Source organism: Micromonospora sp. NPDC047740, assembly GCF_043204735.1.
Classification (GTDB): Bacteria; Actinomycetota; Actinomycetes; order Mycobacteriales; family Micromonosporaceae; genus Micromonospora.
Genome location: NZ_JBIDCT010000013.1, coordinates 94718 through 116648, shown reverse-complemented (window position 1 = coordinate 116648; position 21931 = coordinate 94718). Strand labels below are relative to the sequence as shown.

Below are 21931 nucleotides of genomic sequence, written 5' to 3'. Positions count from 1 at the left end.
GCACAACCTGTACCGCTGTGGTCGCCGCACCATTACGTTGTGTGCAGTCCCTCCCCTGGGAGCCGCGATGTACCCCTCCGTCGCAGAAGCCATCGCACTGCCGGTGATCCGGCGCGGGAAGCCGCAGGTGGTGGCCGGTTCGGCCGGCATGCAGGGCCGGGTGCGCTGGGTCCATGTGGCGGAGGTGGCCGACATCGCGCACCTGCTGCGCGGCGGGGAGCTGGTGCTCACCACCGGCATCGCGCTGCCCGACGAGGCCGCGGCCCTGGCGAGGTACGTGGACGACCTGGCCGCGGTGCACGCGGCGGGGCTGGTCATCGAGCTGGTCCGGCGGTGGAGCGGCCAGCTGCCGGAGGCGTTGGTGGCGGCGGCCAACCGGCGCCGGCTGCCCCTGATCACGCTGGCGCAGGAGACCCCGTTCGTGTCCGTCACCGAGGCGGTGGTGGCGCTGATCGTCGACGCGCAGCTCGCCGAGCTGCGGGCCGCCGAGCAGGTGCACGAGACGTTCACCTCGCTCACCGTGGCCGGTGCTGATCCGGCGGAGGTGCTGCGCGAGGTGGCCCGGATCTCCGGGCTGCCGGTGGTGCTGGAGACGCTGGGGCACGAGGTGCTCGCGTACGACGCGGCCGGCCGGGACCCCACGGAGTTGCTGGCCGACTGGGGGCAGCGGTCCCGGTCGGTGGCCGCGCCCGAGCGGACCGCCTACGACGAGGACGCCGGCTGGTTGGCCACCATGGTCGGGGCGCAGGGCGCCGACTGGGGGCGACTGGTCCTGCTCTCACCGGACCCGCCACCGCACCGGCACGTGGTGGTCGCCGAGCGGGCCGCGTCGGCGCTGGCGGTGCATCGGCTCGTGGCGCGGGACCGGGAGAGCTTGGAGCGGCAGACGCACCGGATGCTGCTCGCGCAGCTGCTCGGTCAGGCCGTACCGCCGCCGGACCTGGCCGCCCGGGCGGCGGCGCTGGGGGTCGGCGTCGAGCGGCGGCAGTTGGTCGGGATGGCGATCCGGCCGGCCACCGGGACGCCCCGGGCCCCCGCGCTGGCCAACCAGGAGGTGTTGCGGGACCTCGCGGAGGCGACCGCGCTGGCGGCGCGGCGGGTGGCGGTGCCCGCCCTGGTGGGCGTGGTGGACGACACGACGGTACGCGCGCTGTTGTCGTTGCCGGCGCAGGCCGGGATCGACGCGGTGCTGCGCCGGTTGGCCCGGGAGGTGCACCGCTCGGCGGCCGGTCCGGTGCTGGTGGCGGTCGGCACCACCGTGTCGCACGTCGCCGAGGTACGCCGCAGCCTGGGCGAGGCCGCTCACGTGGCGGGGGCGGCCCTGCGCGCCCCCGGCACGCAGCTGTACCACCGGCTGGACAATGTGCGCCTGCGCGGCCTGCTGCACCTGTTGCGCGACGACGATCGGGTCCGGGCCTTCGCGGACCGCGAGCTGGGTCCGCTGCTGGCGCGGGACGCCAACCACCACAGCCGGCTGCTGGAGCTGCTGCGCTGCTTCTGCGAGCAGGGCGGCAACAAGTCCGCGGCGGCGGCTGCCGCACACGTGTCGCGGACCGCGTACTACCAGCAGTTGGCGCGGATCGCGCAGGTGCTCGGGGTGTCGTTGGAGGACCCGGAGTCGATGCTGTCGCTGTACGTCGCGCTGCTGGTGCACGAACTCGACGACGCATGACCCGACGCCGAATCCCGTAGGCGGCCGGAATCCGTCCGCCGCGCGGATTGACATGATCGCTGCGGCCGTGCCCGTGGACACAGTGTGCCGTGATCATGGCAAGCGTGGACACTTTGCCACTGCCCGTGGCGGGTCCGTGACACTCACCATTCCGAGATAAAGATCGTGCTGTTCCGCCCCATCCGCAGCGCGCGCCGGCTGCCCGGCGCTGTTGCGGCAGCGCAACAGGGAGGTGACACCGATGGCCGTTGAACCCCTACCCCACGAAGCCACCGCGGTCGAGCCGGGCACCCAGATCACCCATCCGGATGGCCGAGTGGAGCTGCGCGATTTCTCCACCATCGCCGACAGCCGGTACTTCAACCTCGAACTCGCCCCGGTACCCATCGAGCGGCGTACCTGGAACACGTACAACTTCACGGCGCTGTGGGTCGGGATGGCACACAACATCCCCAGCTATCTGCTCGCCGCCGGGCTCATCCAGCTCGGCATGAACTGGGTGCAGGCGTTCCTCACCATCACCCTGGGCAACCTGCTCGTCCTGATCCCGATGCTGTTGAACAGCCACGCGGGGACGAAGTACGGCATCCCGTTCCCAGTCTTCGCCCGCGCGTTCTACGGCGTCCGGGGCGCCAACCTCGCGGCCCTGCTGCGCGCCTTCATCGCCTGCGGCTGGTTCGGCATCCAGACCTGGATCGGCGGTGAGGCGATCTACGCGATCGCCGGCAAACTGCTGGGCTCCTGGTGGGTCGACGCGGCGGAGGTGATGGACCACCCGTGGACGCTGTGGGCGTCGTTCCTGCTGTTCTGGGCGATCGAGATGGCGATCATCTGGCGCGGCATGGACACCCTGCGCCGCTTCGAGAACTGGGCCGCGCCGTTCGTCATCGTGGTCGCCGTCGCGCTGCTGATCTGGGTCCTGGTCGAGGCGGGCGGGCTCGGTCCGATCCTGTCCCAGCCGTCCAAGCTGGGCTGGGGCGCCGACTTCTGGAAGCTGTTCGCGCCGTCGCTGATGGCGATGATCGCGTTCTGGGCGACCCTGTCGCTGAACATCCCCGACTTCACCCGGTTCGGCGGCAGCCAGCGGCAGCAGGCGTACGGGCAGATCCTGGGCCTGCCCACCACGATGTCGTTCTTCGCCATCCTGTCGATCGTGATCACCTCGGGCACGGCGGCGATCTACGGCGAGGCGATCTGGGACCCCATCCAGCTGGCCGCGAAGTTCGACAACCCGCTGGTCGTGGCGCTCGGCCTGTTCACGGTGGTGGTGGCCACGCTGTCGGTGAACGTCGCGGCCAACACGGTCAGCCCGGCGTACGACTTCTCCAACGCCGTGCCCCGGCTGATCAGCTTCCGGACCGGCGGCCTGATCACCGGGGTGCTGGGCATCCTGATCCAGCCGTGGCGCCTGGTGCAGGACCCGAACATCTACATCTTCGTCTGGCTCGGGTTCTACGGGGGCCTGCTCGGCGCGGTCGCCGGCGTGCTCATCGCCGGCTACTGGGTCCGCAACCGCACCCGCCTGCAGTTGCCCGCCCTCTACCGCCCGGAGGGCCGGTACTGGTTCTCCGGCGGCTGGAGCTGGACGGCGGTCGTCGCCACCGTCGTCGGCGCGATCCTCGCCGTCGGCGGCGCCTACTCCGCGCCCGGCAAGGGCCCGTTCCCGGAGGACGGGCTCATCCCGTTCCTCAAGCCGCTCTACGACTACAGCTGGGCCGCCGGCCTGGTCGGCGCGTTCGTGGTCTATCTGGCGCTGTCGGCACCGCGCGGCAGCCACGCCAAAGGGGAGGTCAGGTGAGCACCATCATCCGAGCCGGGCTGGTGCAGCAGAAGTGGACCGGTGACAAGGAGTCCATGATCGCGAACGCGGTCGAGGCGATCCGCCGCGCCGCGTCGCAGGGCGCGCAGGTGGTCTGCCTGCAGGAGTTGTTCTACGGCCCGTACTTCTGCCAGATCCAGGACGCCGACTACTACTCGTACACGGAGGCGATCCCGGACGGGCCGACGACGGCGCTGATGCGCGAGGTCGCCGAGCAGCACGGGGTGGTCCTGATCGTGCCGATGTACGAGCAGGAGCAGCCGGGGGTCTACTACAACACCGCTGCGGTGATCGACGCCGACGGCACCTACCTCGGCAAGCATCGGAAGAACCACATTCCGCAGGTGAAGGGGTTCTGGGAGAAGTTCTACTTCCGGCCGGGGAACCTGGGCTATCCGGTCTTCGACACCGCCGTGGGTCGCATCGGCGTCTACATCTGCTACGAGCGGCACTTCCCGGAGGGTTGGCGCGCCCTGGGGCTGGCCGGCGCGAAGATCGTGTTCAACCCCTCCGCCACCAGCCGCGGCCTGTCGGAGTACCTGTGGCGGCTGGAGCAGCCGGCCGCCGCGGTCGCCAACGAGTACTACGTCGGGACGATCAACCGGGTCGGGGTGGAGCCGTTGGGCGACAACGACTTCTACGGCCAGTCCTATTTCGTCGACCCGCGGGGGCAGCTGGTCGGCGCGGCGGCGTCGGACACCGAGGAGGAGGTCGTCGTCCGCGACCTGGACATGGACAGGCTGGCCGAGGTGCGCGACCTGTGGGCGTTCTACCGCGACCGCCGGCCCGAGACCTACGAATCGCTGGTGAAGCCGTGAGCATCGTCATCCGCAACGGGACTGTCGTCAACGCCACCGGGGCATACCCGGCGGACGTGCTGGTGGAGGGCGAGCGGATCGCGGCGCTCGCCGCACCCGACTCGGGCCTGGCGCAGCAGTGGGCGGCCGGCGCCGAGCGGGTGATCGACGCTGCCGGGAAGTACGTGGTGCCGGGCGGCATCGACGGGCACACCCACATGGAGATGCCGTTCGGCGGCACGTTCTCGACGGACACGTTCGAGACCGGCACGATCGCGGCCGCTTGGGGCGGTACAACGACCATCGTGGACTTCGCCGTGCAGGCCAAAGGCACGTCGCTGCTGTCCGCGCTGGACAAGTGGCACAGCAAGGCGGACGGCAACTGCGCGATCGACTACGCGTTCCACATGATCATCTCGGACGTGAACGACACGTCGCTGAAGGAGATGGAGGCCTGCATCGACGCGGGCGTCAACACCTTCAAGATGTTCATGGCGTACCCCGGGGTCTTCTACGCCACCGACGGGGAGATCCTGCGGGCGATGCAGAAGGCCCGGGACACCGGCTCGATGATCATGATGCATGCGGAGAACGGCATCGCCATCGACCAGCTCGTCCTGCAGGCACTGGCGAGTGGGCAGACCGACCCGGTGCAGCACGGGCTGACCCGGCCGGCCGAGCTGGAGGGCGAGGCGACCAACCGGGCGATCACCCTCGCGAGGGTCACCGGCGCGCCGCTGTACATCGTGCACCTGTCTGCCGCGCACGCCCTCGATGCGGTCACCCGCGCCCGGGACACCGGCCAGAACGTGTTCGCCGAGACCTGCCCGCAGTACCTGTTCCTGTCGTTGGACGACCTGGCCAGGCCGGACTTCGAGGGCGCGAAGTACGTCGCCTCTCCCCCGCTGCGGCCCAAGGAGCACCAGGCGGAGCTGTGGCGCGGTCTGCGCACCAACGACCTGTCGCTGGTGTCCACCGACCACTGCCCGTTCTGCTTCAAGGACCAGAAGGAACTCGGCCGCGGAGACTTCTCCAAGATCCCGAACGGGATGCCGGGCGTCGAGCACCGGATGGACCTGCTCTATCAGGGCGTCGTGCGCGGCGAGATCACCCTGCCGCGCTGGGTGGAGATCAGCTCCACCACACCCGCCCGGATGTTCGGCCTCTACCCCCGCAAGGGCGTCATCGCGCCCGGCGCGGACGCGGACATCACGGTCTACGACCCGACGGCCCGGCAGACCATCTCCGCCAGCAGCCACCACATGAACGTGGACTATTCCGCGTACGAGGGCATGGAGCTGACCGGACAGGTGACCACCGTGCTGTCCCGCGGTCGGGTCGTCGTCGACGACGGCGCGTTCCACGGCGCCGTCGGACACGGCACGTTCCTCAAGCGCGATCTCTGCCAGTACCTGGTTTGACAAGGAGTGGCCGTGGATTTCGGTGTCGTACTCCAGACCGACCCGCCCGCCCGCGACGTCGTCGCCGGGCTCACCGCCGCCGAGGACAACGGGTTCCGCTACGGCTGGACGTTCGACTCCTGCGTGCTGTGGCAGGAGCCGTTCGTCATCTACTCGCAGGTCCTCGCCGCCACCAAGCACCTGATCGTCGGGCCGATGGTGACCAACCCGAGCACCCGCGACTGGTCGGTCACCGCGTCGCTCTTCGCCACCCTCAACGAGATGTTCGGCAACCGCACGGTGTGTGGGATCGGTCGCGGCGACTCGGCCCGGCGGGTCATCGGCCAGCCGCCGGCGAGCCTCGCCACGCTGCGCCAGGCCATGCACGTGATCAAGGAACTGGCGGAGGGCCGGGAGGTCGCCCACCACGGCACGCCGGTGCGCATCCCGTGGGTGCGCGACGGCCGGCTGGAGGTCTGGATGGCCGCGTACGGCCCGAAGGCGCTGCGGCTGGTCGGCGAGCAGGCCGACGGTTTCATCCTGCAGACCGCCGACCCCGACATCGCCCGCTGGACCATCGGCTCGGTACGCGACGCGGCCATCGCCGCCGGCCGGGACCCCGACGCCATCACCATGTGCGTGGCCGCGCCCGCCTACGTCGGCACCGACCTCGCCCACCAGCGGGACCAGCTGCGCTGGTTCGGCGGCATGGTCGGCAACCACGTGGCCGACCTGGTCGCCCGCTACGGCGACTCCGGGGTCGTGCCGAAGGCGCTGACCGACTACATCCGAGGCCGCGAGGGCTACGACTACGCGCATCACGGCCGGGCCGGCAACCCGTCCACCGACTTCGTGCCGGACGAGATCGTCGACCGGTTCTGCCTGCTCGGACCCGAGTCGGCCCACGTCGACCGGCTGCAGGAACTCAAGGAGATCGGGGTGCACAACTTCGCCCTCTACCTGATGCACGACGACAAGGAGAAGACCCTGTCCGCGTACGGCAAGGACGTGATCGTGCACGTCTGACCCGGGCGCCATTCGCCTCCGCGCGACCATCGACCGTGGCCTGTGGCGCAACTACCATGATCCTCTTGGGAAGCCCCCACCACGGGAGGTACACGTGCGCCAACCGCGCTTTCGCATTCTCTTCACCGCCGCTCTAGCCACCACAACCGTCCTGGCCGTGCCCGCGGCACCGGCCGCCGCCACGCCGGCGCCCGGCATCGTCGTCAGCGACGGGATGACCCAACCGGTGTTCTCGTTCGCCGACGCCATCGAGGAACGGGTGTGGGTGGAGACGCCACTCGACACCGACCACGACGGCCGGCTCGACCGGGTCGTCGCCGACATCTCCCGCCCGCGGGAGACCGCCACGGAAGGGTTCAAGGTCCCCGTCGTCTTCGAGCACAGCCCCTATCGCAAGGGCACCTGGGGCGACGTGCCGTATCCGAGTGTGCTGGTGGACGAGCTGCCGCAGACTGGACTCACCACGCAGCTGCGCAGCCAGTCACAGGCGATCGGGATCCAGCGGGCCAAGGCCAACCTGCCCGGATCCCTCGACGACTACTACGTCCCCCGCGGATACGCGGTGGTGCTCGGGCAGAGCATCGGCACCGCGGATTCCGACGGCTGTCCGACCAGTGGGGACATGGCGGAAACGCTGGGCACGAAGGCCATCATCGACTGGCTGGGCGGGCGGGCGAAGGCGTACAACGCCGCCGGCGAGCCGGTCACCGCCGACTGGACTACCGGAGCGGTCGGCATGACCGGCGTGTCGTACAACGGGACGCTGCCCAACCAGGTGGCCACGACCGGGGTCGAGAACCTCAAGACCATCATCCCGGTCTCCGCGATCAGCAACTGGTACGACTACTACCGGGCCAACGGGCTGGTGGTGGCGCCGGGCACCTTCCAGGGCGAGGACGTCGACGTCCTGGCGCAGTACACGGCGGGCCGGGCGCGCGCTGAGGGCCGGTGCGCCGACGAGATCGCCCAGCTGACGGCCGAACAGGACCGGATCACCGGCGACTACAGCGACTTCTGGCGGGCCCGCGACTACCTGCCGGGCGCCAAGAAGGTCACCGCCAGCGTCTTCGTCGTGCACGGACTCAACGACTGGAACGTGAAGACGGAGAACTTCGCCGGCTGGTGGGACCGGCTCGCCGCGGCCGGCGTGCCGCGCAAGATCTGGCTGCACCAGGGCGGCCACGGTGGCCCGGGCAACGCCGCGACGGTGACCCTGCCGAGCGGCCAGGCGTGGACCTACAAGCAGACCGAGAACCGCTGGTTCGACTATTGGCTGTGGGGCGTGCAGAACGGCATCATGGACGAGCCCACGGCGGTCCTGCAGCGCGAGAACCGGTCCTACACCACGTACGCCAACTGGCCGGACCCGGGCGCCCGGGACGTGGCGCTGACCCTCACCGCCGACAGCGCCACCGAGCCCGGCAACCTGATCACCACCGACGCCCGGAACCAACGGGCCGAGCAGTCCTTCGTGGACGAGGGCCGCACGATCAGCCCGAGCACCCTGGTGGCCGGTCCTGACACGGCCAGCGCCAACCGGCTGGTCTACCGTTCGCCGGTGCTGACCGGCGACGTGCGCCTGTCCGGGCGGCCGGAGATGCGGTTGCGGATGTCCATCGACAACCGCGCCGACGCGAACCTGTCGGTCTACCTGGTCGACTACGGCGCGCCCGGCTCGACCGCGCGGCCGGTCGTGGTGACGCGGGGCTGGATGGATCCGCAGAACCGGACCGGCTGGTCGCACACGGTCGCGGTCCAGCAGGGCGTGATGTACGACTACCGCTGGACCCTGGAGCCGAAGGACTACGTCTTCGCGGCGGGGCACCGCATCGGGGTCGTCGTCTTCTCCAGCGATCAGGAATACACCCTGCTGCCGCTCGGCGGCACCCGACTGACCGTCCAGCCCGGCTCCAGCCGCCTCACCCTGCCGATCGTCGGCGGCCGCGAGGCGCTCGGCTTCTGAGTACGTCGCCGGCCCGGACGGCTCCTGCGCCGCCCGGGCCGGCGGTGGCTCACCGTCCTCGACGTCCCGCCGGTCCCGGTTGCCGGCCGACGCTCCGGGCTCCGGCCGCTGATCGCAGCGTGGCGAATGCCCAGCCGAAAACGGGGTACACCCGCCGCGCTCGGGCGGACGACCGCCATCGGGCGGCAGCGGCGGCAAATCTCGTGAAGGGCGGAGCAGAGTGGGGCATTTCCGGTGCATGACGTCGGACCGCCACCGGTGATGTTCGGGGGCCATGCGCGGCGCGCTCGTCGCATCCCGGCCGGACCCGTCGGGCGCCGACCCCTGACCCGGCTGACCGTGGTCAGCCTGGCCGGACACGTGGCCTTCGAGCTGGCAGCGGGTGTCGGCATGCCGCTCGCCTCGCTGATCGGGCCGTACGCCGCCGCGGGTTTCTGGACGCTCGTCACCGGCGGCGTCCTGGCCGCGACCGGTCGCGACGAGTCCGCAGACCCGTTGTTGGCCGCGGCGAACGGCTTCGGGCTCGCCGCCGTGTCGGCTCATCTGCGCGGTTGGCCAACTCGTCGCACCAGAGCCGGCCTGCCGTGGTTGGAGGACTGCGAGGGGCTGGGACCGGAGCTGATGCCCTTCTACAACCCGATCCTCTACACCTCGGCCATCGCGGGCCTGCTCGCCGTGGTCCGGGAGAACCGGACCGCCCGGCTGCGCGTGCCGGCGGTCATGGTCGGACTCGTGCCGTTGCTCGTCGCCTATCAGCACTGGGAGCACCGGCGGTTGCGCCGGCAGGCCCACACCCGCCCCGGGTGGTGGAACCGCCGGCTGCGGCACCTGCCCCAGGCGGCGTGACGAGGCCGACGCCCCCGGGATCGCCGACCGCGACCCCGCCGAGCTCATTCCTCGATCGCGCCGCCAACCGCACGCAGGTGGTCCCGGAAGGTCAGCGCCGGGTTCTCGGCCCGTGCGGCCAGGTAGCCCCCGAAACCCACCTGCGCCCGCAGCGGTTCGCCGGAACGGATCCGCTCGGCCTGCCGCCGCTCGGTGTCCCGGATGGACTCCGCGAGGTCGAACAACTCCCGGGCCCGGGTGGCCGGGATGAAGAGCACCCCGTCCTCGTCGGCCAGCGCGAGGTCGTCGGGGTCGACGGTCCACTCCCCCACCCGCGCCGACCGCAACGCCTCGGGCGGCCGGGGGTCGAGCCGCCGCGGTCCGGTGGGGGTGGCGCCCAGGCTGAACACCGGCAGCCCCACCGCCCGGATGTCGACGGTGTCGCGGTGCAGGCCCCAGACGACCAGGCCGGCCAGCCCGGCGGCCTGCGCCTCCAGCACCACCAGGTCGCCGACGCACGCCTCGTCGGTGCGTCCGCCGTTGTCCACCACCAGCACGTCGCCGGGCGCGGCCCGGTCGATCGCTTCCAGGAAGATGTCGACGCTGCCGACGTGCCGGGCCGGCAGCACCCGCCCGGCGGCCCGCCCACCGGCGACCACCGGTCCGACGCCGGGTGGGGCGCAGCGGACCGGCGCGGCGGCCCGCAGGCAGGCGTCGGCGACGTGGGCGGTGGTCAGCGTCGCGAACCGGTCGCGCAATTCATCCGGGTCCATGGTCATGACCCGACGCTAATCACGCTCGCCGGTCATGGGAGGGGCCAGTTTCCGGTCCGTGGCCTGCCACCGCACCGGCCCGCCGCTCGCCTCGGGCCGGAGCTCTGGTCCGGGAACTCGTTTTCCGTCGTCCGTGGGCCCGCCGCTCCAGCCGCAGGCGCCGCCGGGCGCGCGGGGTGTGCCGCCGGGGCCCGAGCATCCGCGCCCGGATCGGTGGGTGCAGCTCCGCCTCACCCGCGCCGGCGGCGGTCCGCACCATCCGGTTGGCGTCGTCCGGCTCGCATCCGGTGGCGCGCAGCAGCTCACTGGCCGCCGTACGGAGGTCGGTGATCACGCCATCACCGTACGAGCGGACGCCCTGGGCCCACGCCCGGCCGGCCAGTTGGGCGCTCTCCTGGGTCAGCTGGTGGGTGCGGTCCAGGTCCTCGCCGGAGCGGCCGGCGTGGCGCAGCGCCCGGGCGGCCGCAGCGAGCCGGGAGACGGCGTCGGGGAGCGCAGCCGGGATGGGTTCGTCATATTGCAGGGCGGTGGCGGAGCGGCGGGCCACCGACCGGGCGTAGAGGATCAGCCGTTCCAGGTGTGCCGCGCCGTTGGCGTAGCGGTGGTACAGCGCGCGGCGGTGCCAGCGGGCCGGCGCGAGCGTGACCACCTCTCCGGCGCCGGTGAGCGCCTCGTTGAGCCGCCCGACGTCGGCGTCCAGCCCGCGCAGCCGCTCCAGCGCGCGGACCGCCGCGTCGGCGTCCCGGGTGGTCAGGGCGTGCGCCACCGCGTCGAGTTGCTCGGTGAGGACGGTAAAAATCGGCGCGGCGGCCCGGTCCAGCACCCGGATCGGATTGACCGGCAGCAGCAGGACGACCACCGCGAGGCCGACCAGGCCGCCGACGAGCGCGTCGAAGATGCGGGGCAGCTCGAGGCCGGACCGGACCGGGGCCAGGGCGGAGATCAGGACTGCCGTACCGCCGGCCTGGCCGACCAGGGCGCCGCCCCGGCCGGCCACCAGCAGGGCCGTCGCGATCGCCAGCGCCACGACCAGCCCGAGCTGCCAGGACCCGGAGCCGAGCAGAAAGCGCAACAGGTCGCCGACGAGGATGCCGAGTCCCACCCCGACCAGGAGCTCGAAGGTCCGCCGGGCCCGCTGTCCGATGGCGGTGGCGATCGTGCCGACCGCGGCGGCCGGGGCGAAGACGTGCGCGCCGGGGCCGAGGAGGTACTGGGCGAGCAGGGCGGCGAGCGCGGCGGCGAGCCCGGCCTGCACGGAGATCACGGCGGTGACCTCCAGCTGACGCAGGCGTAGCCGGCCGGCCTGTCCGCCCTGGCTGCGGGCGCGGGTCACCGCTCGTTCGCCCCGCCCGGTCACCCGGTTCAGGGGTGAGCGGACGGTGTCGGCGGTACGCCGCTTGCCGGCCATGGCGGCGGTTACCCGACGCGACGCGGGTGAACCGTCCTGTTGGTGACGGTTGGCCCGGTCACCGCGTCCAGGTCGCCGGTCAGCGGCGGAACGTGCGGTCGAGCAGGTCGAACAGGGCGACCCAGTGCCGCTCGGTGGCCTGCTCGTCGTACTCGGAGGTGTCGGACTGGGTGTAGCCGTGGTGGGCACCCGGGTACACCTCGGAGCGGTAGGTCACGCCGGCGCGGTCCAGGGCCTGTTCCAGGACGCCGATCTGCTCGGCCGGCATCGACCGGTCCTGGTCGGCGTGGCCGAAGTACAGCTCGCCGGTGACCGCGCCGACGGCCAGGTGCGGGCTGTCCGGGGCGTCGGTGGCCAGCCGCCCGGCGTGGAAGACGGCCGCGGCGGCGATCCGGTCCGGGTGCGCCTCGATGGCCCGCAGCGCGTTCAGGCCGCCCATGCAGTAGCCGGTGATGGCGACCGGGCCGGACGCGACGTCCGGCCGCGCGGCCAGGAAGTCCAGGTAGGCGGCGGTGTCCCGGGCGACGACGTCCGGGGTCAGGGAGCGGATCATCGGGCCGAGTTCCTCGAACAGCGCGCCGCGCTGGGACGGCTCGCGGAGCCCGGAGAGGTCGACCAGCGGCGCGCGACCGAAGCGGTGGAACAGATTCGGCACCAGCACGACGTGGCCGCGGGCGGCGATCGTCTCGGCCATCTCCGCCAGCCGGGGGCGCAGCCCGTACGCGTCCATGAAGACCAGGACGGCCGGGAGCGGGCCGTCCCCGTCGGGCCGGACGAGATACGCGTCGGCCACTCCGTCGCCGGTCGGTACCTCCACGGTCGTCGTCTGCACGGTGCGACCTCCTCGCGTTGATCGTTCGGCGTGCACGCTACTCGCCAGGTTGTGGGCCCGCCCGTCGTGGGCGCGGCGCGCCCGGTGACGGGTCAGACTGGATGCGACGAGGAGTCGGCGCGGCCGTGACGACGGAGGGTGTGCCCGTGGCGGTGGATGTGGTGTCCGAGGTGGTGATTGACCGTCCGGTCGCCGAGGTGGCCCGGTATGCGGGCGATCCCTCGAACGCGCCCGCGTGGTATGTGAACATCGCCTCGGTCGAATGGTTGACTCCGCCGCCTCTGCGGGTCGGTTCCCGGGTCGCCTTCGTGGCGCACTTCCTTGGTCGGCGGCTCGCCTACACGTACGAGATCGTCGAGCTGGTCCCGGACGAGCGGCTCGTGATGCGGACCGCCGAGGGGCCGTTCCCGATGGAGACCACCTACCGGTGGGAGCCGCACGGCAATGGCGCCACCCGGATGATCCTGCGCAATCGAGGCGAGCCCAGCGGCTTCGCGTCGCTCGCCGCTCCGGTCCTGGCCGCCGCGATGCGCCGGGCGAACCGGAAGGATCTGGCCACGCTGAAGGCTCACCTGGAAACCGGCCCTACGTGACCCTCGGCTGACCGCTCGCGTCAACCTGGGACGGAGCCGAGGCGCGGCGTGCCCGCGGGGTCGTAGGTCAGCATGGTCGGTTCTGACCGCTCGCGGTCTTCCCGTGCCGCTGTGTCTGCGGCATGCTGGATCGATGGGAGAGGTGCTTCCGATGCCCAGCTTCGGTGACCTGTTCACCGACCTGCGCGGCGAGGACCGGACGCTGCGGATCAGCTACCACCCGGACCGCGGCGCCGTGGTGTTGTCCCTGTGGAGCGGCTCGCTGTGCCGCGGCTCGTTCCGGATGCCGGCTGAGGACCTCGGGCGACTCCTGAACCTGCTCACCGACATGCGGAGCGCCGCCGCCCCCGATGCCACGGCCGGGGGTGACGCGACCGGTTCGGCACCGACCGCCGACGAGACCACGGCCACCGTGCCGGCGCCCTCGGTGGAGCGCACCGGCGACGTCTCGGCGCACCGGGTGGCGCTGCCGATCCAGCCCGTGCCCCGGGTGGCCTGACGCCGCACGTGCCCTGACCTCGAACGTGCGGAACCGTTACAAAACGGGGCAGCCATCCTCGCTTCCGCGGGCTACCGTCATGCTCAGGAATTCGGAAGGGAGGGACGATGCTTCCCGTCTCACCACACACCACCCGCCTTCGCCACCCCGCCTCGCGCGCCGCGCTCGGGATGGCCCTCCTCGTGACCGCCGGCGGCCTGGCCGTGACCGCCAGTCCGGCGTCGGCCGCCGCACCCACCCCCAGCACCGTCACCACCGTCACGCTCGCCGCGAGCAGCCAGCCGGTCCTGCGGCAGGGCTCCAAGGGCGCGGCGGTCAGCACCCTGCAACGCCGGCTCACCGCGCTGCACTACGACGTCGGCGGGATCGACGGCGACTTCGGGCCGTCGACGCACCACGCCGTCGTCGCCTTCCAGAAGGTGAACGGGCTGGCCCGGGACGGGATCGTCGGGCCGCGCACCTGGGCGGCGCTCGACCGCCCGGTCGTCCCCAAGCCGAAGTACACGCACTCCGGCTATTCGCTGGAGGCCAACCTGACCCGGCAGGTGCTGTACCTGGCGCGCGGGGGGTCAGTGGTACGGATCCTGGACGCCTCCAGCGGAAAGTCCAGCACCCCCACCCCCACCGGCAACTACAAGATCGAGCGGCGCATCGACGGCTGGCGGCAGAGCGACCTCGGCCTGCTGTGGCGGCCGAACTACTTCTACCGCGGCTACGCGGTGCACGGTGCCACCTCCGTGCCCACCTATCCGGCCAGCCACGGCTGCGTCCGGGTGCCCATCCCCGCCATGAACCGGCTCTGGTCGGTCATCGGGGTCGGCGTCCCCGTGCACGTCTACCGCTGACGCGCGACCCGGCCGGCGGCCCGCCGGATCATCTGACGGGCCGCCGGTTCGGGACGGCGCGGACGACCCGGCGCCGATAGCATCGCCGGAATGTCGATCCGGCCGGCCATTTTCCGGCTGCTCATGCTGGTGTCGGCGGCGTTGTTCCTGGCGGTGGCGCTGGCCATCCGGGGCCTTGCCGACGGCCGCCTCGAGCAGTATTCGGGCACCGCCCTCTACGCGTCGCTGGTGTACGCCGGGGTGCTCTTCCTGTGGCCGCGCCTGCGCCCGGTGCCGGCTGGGGCCATCGCGGCGGGCTTCTGCTGGGCGATGGAGTGTTTCCAGCTCACCGGCGTGCCGGCCGCGCTGTCGGCACGTAGCCTGCTGGCCCGGCTGGTGCTGGGCGTCCAGTTCGATCCGGTGGACCTGCTCTGGTATCCGGTCGGCGTGGTGCCGCTGGTCGTGCTGCACCGGCTGCTGCCGTTTGAGCCGGCGGCGGCGGGGAAGACGCGGGCATCCGTCCGAGAGAAGGGCCCTGATGATGGACGACAACCAGTTCATCGGCCTGGTGGCGAAGCGCACCGGGACGTCGTCGCAGCAGGCGACCGCCCTCGTCCGGGCCACGCTGACGACGCTGGCGGAGCGGATCGACGGCGGCGAGGCGCGTGATCTGGCCGGCCAGCTTCCCGAGGGCCTGCGGCCGTACGCCTTCGCCCCGACCGAGACCGCCGAGCGGTTCGGGCTCGACGTCTTCCTGCAGCGGGTCAGCGGGCGCGCCGAGGTCGACCCGGAGCGGGCGAAGGACGGGGCGACGGCGGTGTTCGACGCCCTCCGCCAGGCCCTCCCACCCGAAGGGTATGACGACGTGGTGTCCCAACTCCCGGCGGAGTTCGGCGAGGTCGCCGACCTGACCGCGCCCTTCGTGCAGCGCACCCGCTGAGCGGGCCGCTCGGGTCGGGAGGCCGCGATGACCGCCAACTGGGACGAGCAGGCTGACCCGCTGCACCGGCCGCCGGAGGCTGACGCGCAGGAGCAGCAGCAGAACGAGACCGTGGTCGGTCCGCCGGACGCAGTCTCCGACGCCGTGCCGGAGGCGTCCGAGGCGGACCTGGCGGAGCAGGGCGTCCTGCGTCCGCCGAGTGACCAGACCGACCTGGCCGGCGCCGTCCGCGGCGATGTCAGCCCGGCGGACGCCGTGGAGCAGAACCAGGAGATTCCGGTACCCGACGAGGACCGCCGGGACTGAGGGGCTCCGGGGCGGCGAACCGCCCGCCCGGGCCGCCACCGGCACTCCGTCAGCGCCTGCGGGAGCTCGCCGGTCGGGCAGGACGGGCAGCCGGCCGGGCTCAGCGGTCCGGGCTGTCGGCGGCGGCCATGATGCGCAACGCGTTCGCGTCCAGGCCGATCCGGATCGGCGTCTCACCGTACAGCTCGCCGTCGACCTCGACCGGCGCGGGCCGGTCGGTCTCCAGCCACAGTTGGCGCACGGCGAGGAACGGCTCGTCGCCGAGCGTGCGGCGGTGCCCGGTGGCGGCGTTGCGGGCGGTGTCGCGCAGCAGCCCGCGGCGCGTCGACCCGCCGACGGGGTACGCCACCAGCAGCCGGTCGTCGGCGTTGGCGTCGGCGGTGATCGGCCGGCCGGCCTGGTGGCCGCCGTTGGCCACGTACAACTGGTGGGTGACGAACTCGTGCGTGCGCGCCTCGGCGCGCACGGTCACCCGCAGCGGCCGGTGCCGGGTGAGCAGCCCCAGGGCGGTGAGCGGGTACGCGAGTCGGCCGATGGCCCGTTTGAGCCGCGGCGGCGTCCGGAGCATCACGTCGGCGGACAGGCCGATGCCGACGTGATTGGTGAACCGCATGTTCCCGACCAGGCCGAGGTCGACGTCGATCACCTTGCCGGCGGTGAGGATCCCGACCGCGGCGTCGAGGTCGAGCGGGATACCGACGGTGCGGGCGAAGTTGTTGGTGGTGCCGAGCGGCAGCAGGCCGAGCGCGATGTCGCGGTGGGCGAGCAGCCGGGCGGCGGTGCCGATGGTGCCGTCACCGCCGCCGGCGACCAGCAGGTCCGGCCCCAGGTCGGCGGCCGCGGCGAGGCGCTGTTCGAGCTCGCCGGGCCGCTCGACCGGGTATGTGCCGAGCAGGGTGAACCCGGCCGCCACCAGCCGCGACCGGGCCCCTTCGTAGAGCTGGCGGCCCCGGCGGGAGTGGGCGTTGACGACGAGCACCGCTCGCCCCTCCCGCCGGATCGCCGCCGCTAGCTCCTGCTTGGTCCGCATGAGGCCCGACCCTATCCGGCGGGCGCCGATCGGGGCGGGCAACGACGGGCCGGTGGGCCGCCGGTCAGTGCGCGGCCACGGCGACCACGGCCGGCTCGACCTCGGCCAGCCGCGCGGGCCGGACCACGACGAGCAGGACGGCCATCGCCGCGACCATGCCGCCGGCGACCACCACGGCCATCGCCACGCTGCCGGTGCCGAGTACGCCGACGAGCGGCGCGGCCAACGCGCCGACGCCGAACTGCACCGCGCCGAGCAGGGCGGCGGCGGTGCCGGCGGCCTCGCCGTGGCGGGACAGCGCCAGGGCGGGCGCGTTCGGCATGGCGAGCCCGGCCGCGGCGAGCACAACCCACAGCGAGGCGAGGATGGCGGCGAGGCCGCCGAAGCCGGTGGCGGCGACGGCGAGCAGCACGAGTCCGGCCGCCGTGCCCACGCCGAGCGCGGTGACGAGGATCCGCTGCGGCGAGTACCGGCGCAGCAGCCGCACGTTGAGCTGGGTGGCCGTGATCAGGCCGACCGCGCCGGCGCCGAAGGCGATCCCGAACTGCTGCTCGTCCAGCCCGTACTGCTGCTGGAAGACGAACGACGACCCGGCCACGTACGCGAAGAGCGCCGCCATGGCGAGCCCGGCGACCAGCACGAGGCCGACGAACGTCCGGTCGCGCAGCAGCGCGAGGTAGTCCCGCCCGGTGGCGGCCAGCCCGCCGCGGCGGCGCCGCTCGGGCGGCAGGGTTTCGGCGAGCCCGAACGCCGCGACCGTGACCAGCAGGACGCCGAAGACGGCGAGGGCCACGAACACGCCCCGCCAGTCCGACCAGCGCAGCAGCCCGCTGCCGAGCGTGGGGGCCAGGATCGGGGCCACGCCCATGACCAGCATCAGGCGGGAGAAGAGCCGGGCGAAGGCGGCGCCGCTGAACAAGTCGCGGACCACCGCCATCGCCACCACGGAGCTGGCGGCGACGCCGAGCCCCTGCAGTACGCGCAGGGTGCCGACGATCCCGATGTTCGGCGCGATCGCGCACAGCATGGACGCCACGATGTGCAGCGCGATGCCGGCGAGCAGCGGCTTGCGTCGGCCGACCGCGTCGGACAGCGGGCCGATGAGCAGCTGCCCGAGGGCGAGGCCGGCGAGGGTGCCGGTCAGGGTCAGCTGGACGGCCGCCGACGTGGTGTGCAGGTCGGTGGTGATGGCCGGCAGCGCGGGCAGGTACATGTCGATGGTCAGCGGCCCGATGGCGATCAGCGAGCCGAGGACGAGGACGAGCCGCAGCCGTTGCCGGGTGCTCATCAGGTCACCGGAAAGCTGGGTTGGCGTGGGTGTCTCGATGGTGTCGACGGTCGCGGTCACGGGGCCACGTCCGTCCGGACGCGGGCGGAGAACTGTGCGGCGGTCACACCTGCCACCAAATCACCGGACCCCTGATCTCATTCCCACTCGCGACGAAGGTGCCTCAGGTCACACGCGCCGCGAACGGCCGCGCCGATCGTTGAACCGGTACCCGACGCGAGCCAGCAGTGGAGGACAGGACAGGTGCCGGACTACCCGAAGGCGATCACCCCGGTGGACCACATCGAGCCCGTGCCGCGCCGGGTCCGCGCGTTCCTCGCCGCCGAGCCGGTGCTGGACACCACGCGGGCCCGGTACGTCTGGGAGTGGCCGTTCTACCCGCAGTACTACATCCCGAGCGCGGACGTGAACCGTGACCTGCTGGTCGACGAGCAGCGTACGGACCCGTCGCGGCGGGGCACCGGGCGGTTGCACGGGTTGCGGGTCGGCGAGACCACCCGCGGTTCGTGCGTCCGCTGGTACGGGGACGACGCGCTGCCCGGGCTGGCGGACACGATCCGGTTCGACTGGGCGGCGCTCGACGGCTGGTTCGAGGAGGACGAGGAGGTCTTCGTCCATCCGCGTAACCCGTACGCCCGGGTGGACGCGGTGCGATCCTCGCGCAGCGTGCGGGTGGAACTCGACGGCACAGTGCTGGCCGAGTCGGCGTCGCCGGTGCTGGTCTTCGAGACCGGCCTGCCGACTCGCTACTACCTGAACCGCACCGACGTGAACTTCCACCGCCTCGTACCGTCGGAGACCAGGACCTCCTGCCCGTACAAGGGGCGGACCAGCGACTACTGGTCGGTCCGCGGCGACGGCACGGTGCACCCGGACCTGGCCTGGTCGTACCGCTTTCCGACCGGGGCGCTGCTGCCGATCGCCGGCCTGGTCGCGTTCTACAACGAGAAGGTCGACCTGATCGTCGGCGGGGAGCGGCTGGCCCGGCCAAGGACGCACTTCTCCTGACCGTGCCCGGGCAGAACCCGGTGTCGCGGCATCCGGCGTGGGCGCATGCTTGGCGACATGGTCGATGGCACTCCGACGTGGCGCAGCCCGTCCCTGGCCCGGGCCGTCGCTGAGCTCGTGGCGGAACTCGAACTGGCCTGGGCGAGCCTGCTCGCCGAGCTGGACGTCGCCCCGGGTTCGCCGGAGGAGACGGCGCTGGGCTGGCTCGTGGCGGACGGTCCCGACGAGCACGACTGGCGGGTGGTGGACGCGGCCCTCGACCGGCTGACGTGCCCGCTCTGCGGATCCACGCTCACCCACGGTCCGGTCACCTGTCACCGGTGCGCCTACTACCACGGCATGCGCTTCGCCGCTCGGGAGACGGACCGGCCGAACGTGCCGCCCGGCAACGAGCACGCGATCCGCGTCTCCTTCGCCGTCGCCCGTAACCGTGCGCGCTACTCGCCCCGGGCCCGGGTCGGCTACGAGCTGAGCCTGCCCGGCCTCGTGGCCGGTGACCTGCCCACCACAGCGCAGGCGCAGGCAGCCAAGGCGTTGATCAACAAGTTGACGCCCGGGGAGTGCGACGAGGTCGTCACCCTCGCCGAGGTGGAGGCGCTCGCGCGTACCCGGTGACGCGTCGGTCGAGCGGCATTCCCATGGCTGGCAACTTTCTTCATCTTGCCGTCATGAGGTGGAAAACGTTGACAGCGCTCCGCGGGCCCCGTGATACTCGGTCGCCGGGCGTGCGGTCAGCGCCCGGGCCGGGCTCAACCTGCTCGGCGACGGGCTCCGCAACGCCCTCGACCCGAGAAGTGGACGCAACGCATGACGGATCGCCTGGGTGACCTGCTGACCGAGCAGGTCGACGATCGGTACGCCGGCCTCGACACCGCCTCGGTCGCACAGTTGGCCGTGGTCATGAACGACGCGGACGCGACCGTGCCCGGCGCCGTGCGGGCCGCGCTGCCACAGATCGTGCCGGCCATCGAAGGAATCGCCGACCGGCTGGCGGCAGGCGGACGGCTGCTCTACGTCGGGGCGGGCACCGCCGGCCGGCTAGGGGTGCTCGACGCGTCGGAGTGCCCGCCGACGTTCAGCACCCCACCGGAGCTGGTGCGCGCCGTCATCGCCGGCGGCACCCCGGCGCTGTTCGCGGCGCAGGAGGGCGTGGAGGACGACGAGGCGGCCGGCGCGCAGGCGATCGCCGAGTGCGCCATCACGGCCACCGACGCGGTCGTCGGGATCTCGGCGAGCGGCCGCACCCCGTACGTCCTGGCGGCGATGCGGGCCGCCAGGGAGCGGGACGCGCTGACCGTCGGCCTGTCGTGCAACGCCGACACCCCGCTGAGCGCCGCCGCCGATCACGGGATCGAGGTGCTGGTCGGCCCCGAGGTGCTGGCCGGCTCGACCCGCCTGAAGGCCGGCACCGCGCAGAAACTGGTGCTCAACATGATCTCGACGGTCTCGATGATCAGGTTGGGCAAGACGTACGACAACCTCATGGTCGACCTGCGGGTGACCAACGCCAAGCTGCGCGACCGGGCGGTGCGCATCATCCGGCGGGTGACCGGGGCGCCCCACGCCGAGGCGGAGGCGGCGCTCGACCGCGCCGACCTGGACGTCAAGACCGCGATCCTGATGCTCGACGGCCCTGCCGACGGGGCGGACCCCCGCCAGCGGCTGGCCGCCAGCGGCGGCCGGCTGCGGAAGGCGCTGGAGGCGAGCCCGTGAAGGTGCTCGGCCTGATCTCCGGCACCTCCCACGACGGGATCGACGTCGCGGCCGTCGACTTCGCGCTGCGCGACGGGGTGCTGCACGGCACGGTCGGGTACGCCGGCAGTGCGCCCTACCCGGAGGAGCTGCGCGCCCGGCTGATGCGGGCCCTGCCACCCGCGGCGCTGACCTTCGCCGAGGCCTGCGAGCTGGACACCCTGATCGGTCAGGCGTTCGCCGAGGTGGCGGCCGACGCGGCCGGGCACGCCGGCGGGGTGGACCTGATCTGCTCGCACGGGCAGACCGTCTACCACTGGGTGCAGGGGCGCCACGTGCGGGGCACCCTGCAGATCGGGCAGCCGGCCTGGATCGCCGAGCGCACCGGCGTCCCGGTGGTCGCCGACGTACGGGTGCGGGACGTGGCCGCCGGGGGCCAGGGCGCGCCGCTGGTGTCCATGATGGACGTTCTGCTGCTGTCCGGCCTGCGGGGCCGGCCGGCCGCGCTCAACCTGGGCGGCATCGCCAACCTGACCGTGCTGCGGCCGCCCGGTGGCGGCGGCCCGGTGGCCTACGACACCGGGCCGGCCAACGCGCTGATCGACGCCGCCGTGGTGCGGGCCAGCGATGGCCGGCTGCGGTACGACGCGGACGGCCGTCTCGCCGCCGCCGGCCGGGTGCACGCCGGCCTGCTGGCGGAGCTGATCGCCGAGCCGTACTACCGGCTCGAGGCGCCGAAGACCACCGGCAAGGAGTTGTTCCACGCCGCGTACCTGGAGTCGGCGCTGCGCACGCACCCGGACCTGCCGGACGCGGACGTCGTCGCCACGCTGACCGCGCTCACCGCGCAGACCGTCGCCGACCAGGTACGCCGGCACGACGTCGACACCCTCGTCGCCGCCGGCGGAGGCTGCGCCAATCCGACCCTGATGGGCATGCTGCGGGAACGCCTGCCCCGGGTGCGGGTCACCGCCACCGACGAGTTCGGCGCGCCGGCCGACACCAAGGAGGCGATCGCCTTCGCGCTGCTCGGCTGGCACACCGCGCACGGTCTGCCCGCCACCGTGACGTCGTGCACCGGCGCGACCGGGTCCCGGGTGCTCGGCGCCATCGTGCCCGGCACCGGCCCGCTGCGGCTGCCCGCTCCCCTACCCGCCGCGCCCACCGCGCTCCGGCTGACCGGGCCCGGCGGAGGAGCCGCAACCGACAGCCGTTGATCCATGGGACATCGTGCCG

At 72.6% G+C, this 21931-nt stretch carries 22 protein-coding genes; 17 read left to right on the top strand and 5 right to left on the bottom strand.

The genetic code is table 11. The features are described 5' to 3' along the window. Positions 1-67: 67 nt before the first annotated feature. From ACGF4F_RS24025 to ACGF4F_RS23995, 7 genes are all read left to right on the top strand, one after another. Positions 68-1672 carry a PucR family transcriptional regulator ligand-binding domain-containing protein gene (locus tag ACGF4F_RS24025; protein WP_357440412.1) on the top strand — a complete coding sequence of 535 codons (1605 nt, stop codon included), beginning with the start codon at positions 68-70 and terminating at the stop codon, positions 1670-1672. Positions 1673-1913: 241 nt separating this feature from the next. Further along, entirely contained in the window at positions 1914-3470 is a 1557-nt protein-coding gene (locus ACGF4F_RS24020) for an NCS1 family nucleobase:cation symporter-1 (protein ID WP_357440415.1), read from the top strand. Then, the gene (locus tag ACGF4F_RS24015) at positions 3467-4309 is read left to right on the top strand and encodes a nitrilase-related carbon-nitrogen hydrolase (protein ID WP_357440418.1); all 843 of its coding nucleotides are present in this window, start codon (positions 3467-3469) and stop codon (positions 4307-4309) included. The genes ACGF4F_RS24020 and ACGF4F_RS24015 overlap by 4 nt, the downstream gene beginning before the upstream one ends. Continuing rightward, positions 4306-5709 (top strand): dihydropyrimidinase, encoded by a 1404-nt coding sequence (gene hydA, locus ACGF4F_RS24010; protein WP_357440421.1) that lies wholly within the window; start codon positions 4306-4308, stop codon positions 5707-5709. Before ACGF4F_RS24015 ends, hydA begins: the two co-directional genes overlap by 4 nt. Positions 5710-5721: 12 nt before the next feature. Further along, positions 5722-6714 carry a TIGR03842 family LLM class F420-dependent oxidoreductase gene (locus tag ACGF4F_RS24005; RefSeq protein WP_357440424.1) on the top strand — a complete coding sequence of 331 codons (993 nt, stop codon included), beginning with the start codon at positions 5722-5724 and terminating at the stop codon, positions 6712-6714. 94 nt (positions 6715-6808) lie between these two features. Continuing rightward, the gene (locus tag ACGF4F_RS24000) at positions 6809-8677 is read left to right on the top strand and encodes a Xaa-Pro dipeptidyl-peptidase (protein WP_357440427.1); all 1869 of its coding nucleotides are present in this window, start codon (positions 6809-6811) and stop codon (positions 8675-8677) included. Positions 8678-8911: 234 nt separating this feature from the next. Next, complete coding sequence (locus ACGF4F_RS23995) at positions 8912-9523, top strand: hypothetical protein (RefSeq protein ID WP_393080393.1); 612 nt, start codon at positions 8912-8914, stop codon at positions 9521-9523. A 44-nt stretch (positions 9524-9567) separates the two neighbouring features. Here the strand turns inward: ACGF4F_RS23995 and ACGF4F_RS23990 are convergent, their stop codons facing one another. The 3 genes from ACGF4F_RS23990 to ACGF4F_RS23980 all read right to left on the bottom strand — a co-directional run bounded on the left by ACGF4F_RS23990 (position 9568) and on the right by ACGF4F_RS23980 (position 12515). Continuing rightward, positions 9568-10281, bottom strand: a complete 714-nt coding sequence (locus ACGF4F_RS23990; RefSeq protein ID WP_357440432.1) for an RraA family protein — start codon at positions 10279-10281, stop codon at positions 9568-9570. Between the two features lie 13 nt (positions 10282-10294). Further along, the gene (locus ACGF4F_RS23985; RefSeq protein WP_357440435.1) at positions 10295-11683 is read right to left on the bottom strand and encodes an FUSC family protein; all 1389 of its coding nucleotides are present in this window, start codon (positions 11681-11683) and stop codon (positions 10295-10297) included. A gap of 79 nt (positions 11684-11762) precedes the next feature. After that, positions 11763-12515, bottom strand: a complete 753-nt coding sequence (locus ACGF4F_RS23980; protein ID WP_357440438.1) for a dienelactone hydrolase family protein — start codon at positions 12513-12515, stop codon at positions 11763-11765. A 125-nt stretch (positions 12516-12640) separates the two neighbouring features. On the opposite strand from ACGF4F_RS23980, the gene ACGF4F_RS23975 reads away from it, so the two are divergent. The 6 genes from ACGF4F_RS23975 (at position 12641) to ACGF4F_RS23950 (ending at position 15677) form a co-directional block, all read left to right on the top strand. Next, the gene (locus ACGF4F_RS23975) at positions 12641-13108 is read left to right on the top strand and encodes an SRPBCC family protein (protein WP_357440441.1); all 468 of its coding nucleotides are present in this window, start codon (positions 12641-12643) and stop codon (positions 13106-13108) included. Between the two features lie 133 nt (positions 13109-13241). Then, positions 13242-13607 carry a hypothetical protein gene (locus tag ACGF4F_RS23970; RefSeq protein WP_357440444.1) on the top strand — a complete coding sequence of 122 codons (366 nt, stop codon included), beginning with the start codon at positions 13242-13244 and terminating at the stop codon, positions 13605-13607. A gap of 107 nt (positions 13608-13714) precedes the next feature. Beyond that, on the top strand, positions 13715-14452 hold the full coding sequence (locus ACGF4F_RS23965; RefSeq protein ID WP_357440446.1) for a L,D-transpeptidase family protein: 738 nt from the start codon (positions 13715-13717) through the stop codon (positions 14450-14452). 90 nt (positions 14453-14542) lie between these two features. Further along, positions 14543-15100 (top strand): DUF2809 domain-containing protein, encoded by a 558-nt coding sequence (locus ACGF4F_RS23960; protein ID WP_357440448.1) that lies wholly within the window; start codon positions 14543-14545, stop codon positions 15098-15100. Beyond that, positions 15000-15371: a DUF2267 domain-containing protein gene (locus tag ACGF4F_RS23955; RefSeq protein ID WP_357440451.1), complete on the top strand. Its 372-nt coding sequence runs from the start codon at positions 15000-15002 to the stop codon at positions 15369-15371. Before ACGF4F_RS23960 ends, ACGF4F_RS23955 begins: the two co-directional genes overlap by 101 nt. A gap of 27 nt (positions 15372-15398) precedes the next feature. Next, positions 15399-15677, top strand: coding sequence for a hypothetical protein (locus ACGF4F_RS23950; protein ID WP_357440454.1), 279 nt, complete (start codon positions 15399-15401; stop codon positions 15675-15677). Between the two features lie 100 nt (positions 15678-15777). Here ACGF4F_RS23950 and ACGF4F_RS23945 read toward each other — a convergent pair whose 3' ends face one another. Further along, a complete protein-coding gene (locus ACGF4F_RS23945; protein ID WP_357440457.1) occupies positions 15778-16707 on the bottom strand; it encodes a YegS/Rv2252/BmrU family lipid kinase in 930 nt (309 codons plus the stop codon). A 64-nt stretch (positions 16708-16771) separates the two neighbouring features. Further along, positions 16772-17995, bottom strand: a complete 1224-nt coding sequence (locus ACGF4F_RS23940; RefSeq protein ID WP_073838749.1) for a multidrug effflux MFS transporter — start codon at positions 17993-17995, stop codon at positions 16772-16774. Positions 17996-18238: 243 nt separating this feature from the next. Here ACGF4F_RS23940 and ACGF4F_RS23935 point away from each other — a divergent pair, with 243 nt between their 5' ends. The 4 genes from ACGF4F_RS23935 to ACGF4F_RS23920 all read left to right on the top strand — a co-directional run bounded on the left by ACGF4F_RS23935 (position 18239) and on the right by ACGF4F_RS23920 (position 21912). Continuing rightward, positions 18239-19003, top strand: a complete 765-nt coding sequence (locus tag ACGF4F_RS23935) for a DUF427 domain-containing protein (RefSeq protein ID WP_357440460.1) — start codon at positions 18239-18241, stop codon at positions 19001-19003. A gap of 57 nt (positions 19004-19060) precedes the next feature. Beyond that, positions 19061-19618 carry a hypothetical protein gene (locus ACGF4F_RS23930; RefSeq protein ID WP_357440463.1) on the top strand — a complete coding sequence of 186 codons (558 nt, stop codon included), beginning with the start codon at positions 19061-19063 and terminating at the stop codon, positions 19616-19618. Between the two features lie 192 nt (positions 19619-19810). Then, the gene (gene murQ / locus ACGF4F_RS23925; RefSeq protein WP_357440466.1) at positions 19811-20716 is read left to right on the top strand and encodes an N-acetylmuramic acid 6-phosphate etherase; all 906 of its coding nucleotides are present in this window, start codon (positions 19811-19813) and stop codon (positions 20714-20716) included. Then, complete coding sequence (locus ACGF4F_RS23920; RefSeq protein ID WP_357440469.1) at positions 20713-21912, top strand: anhydro-N-acetylmuramic acid kinase; 1200 nt, start codon at positions 20713-20715, stop codon at positions 21910-21912. Before murQ ends, ACGF4F_RS23920 begins: the two co-directional genes overlap by 4 nt. Positions 21913-21931 lie beyond the last annotated feature (19 nt).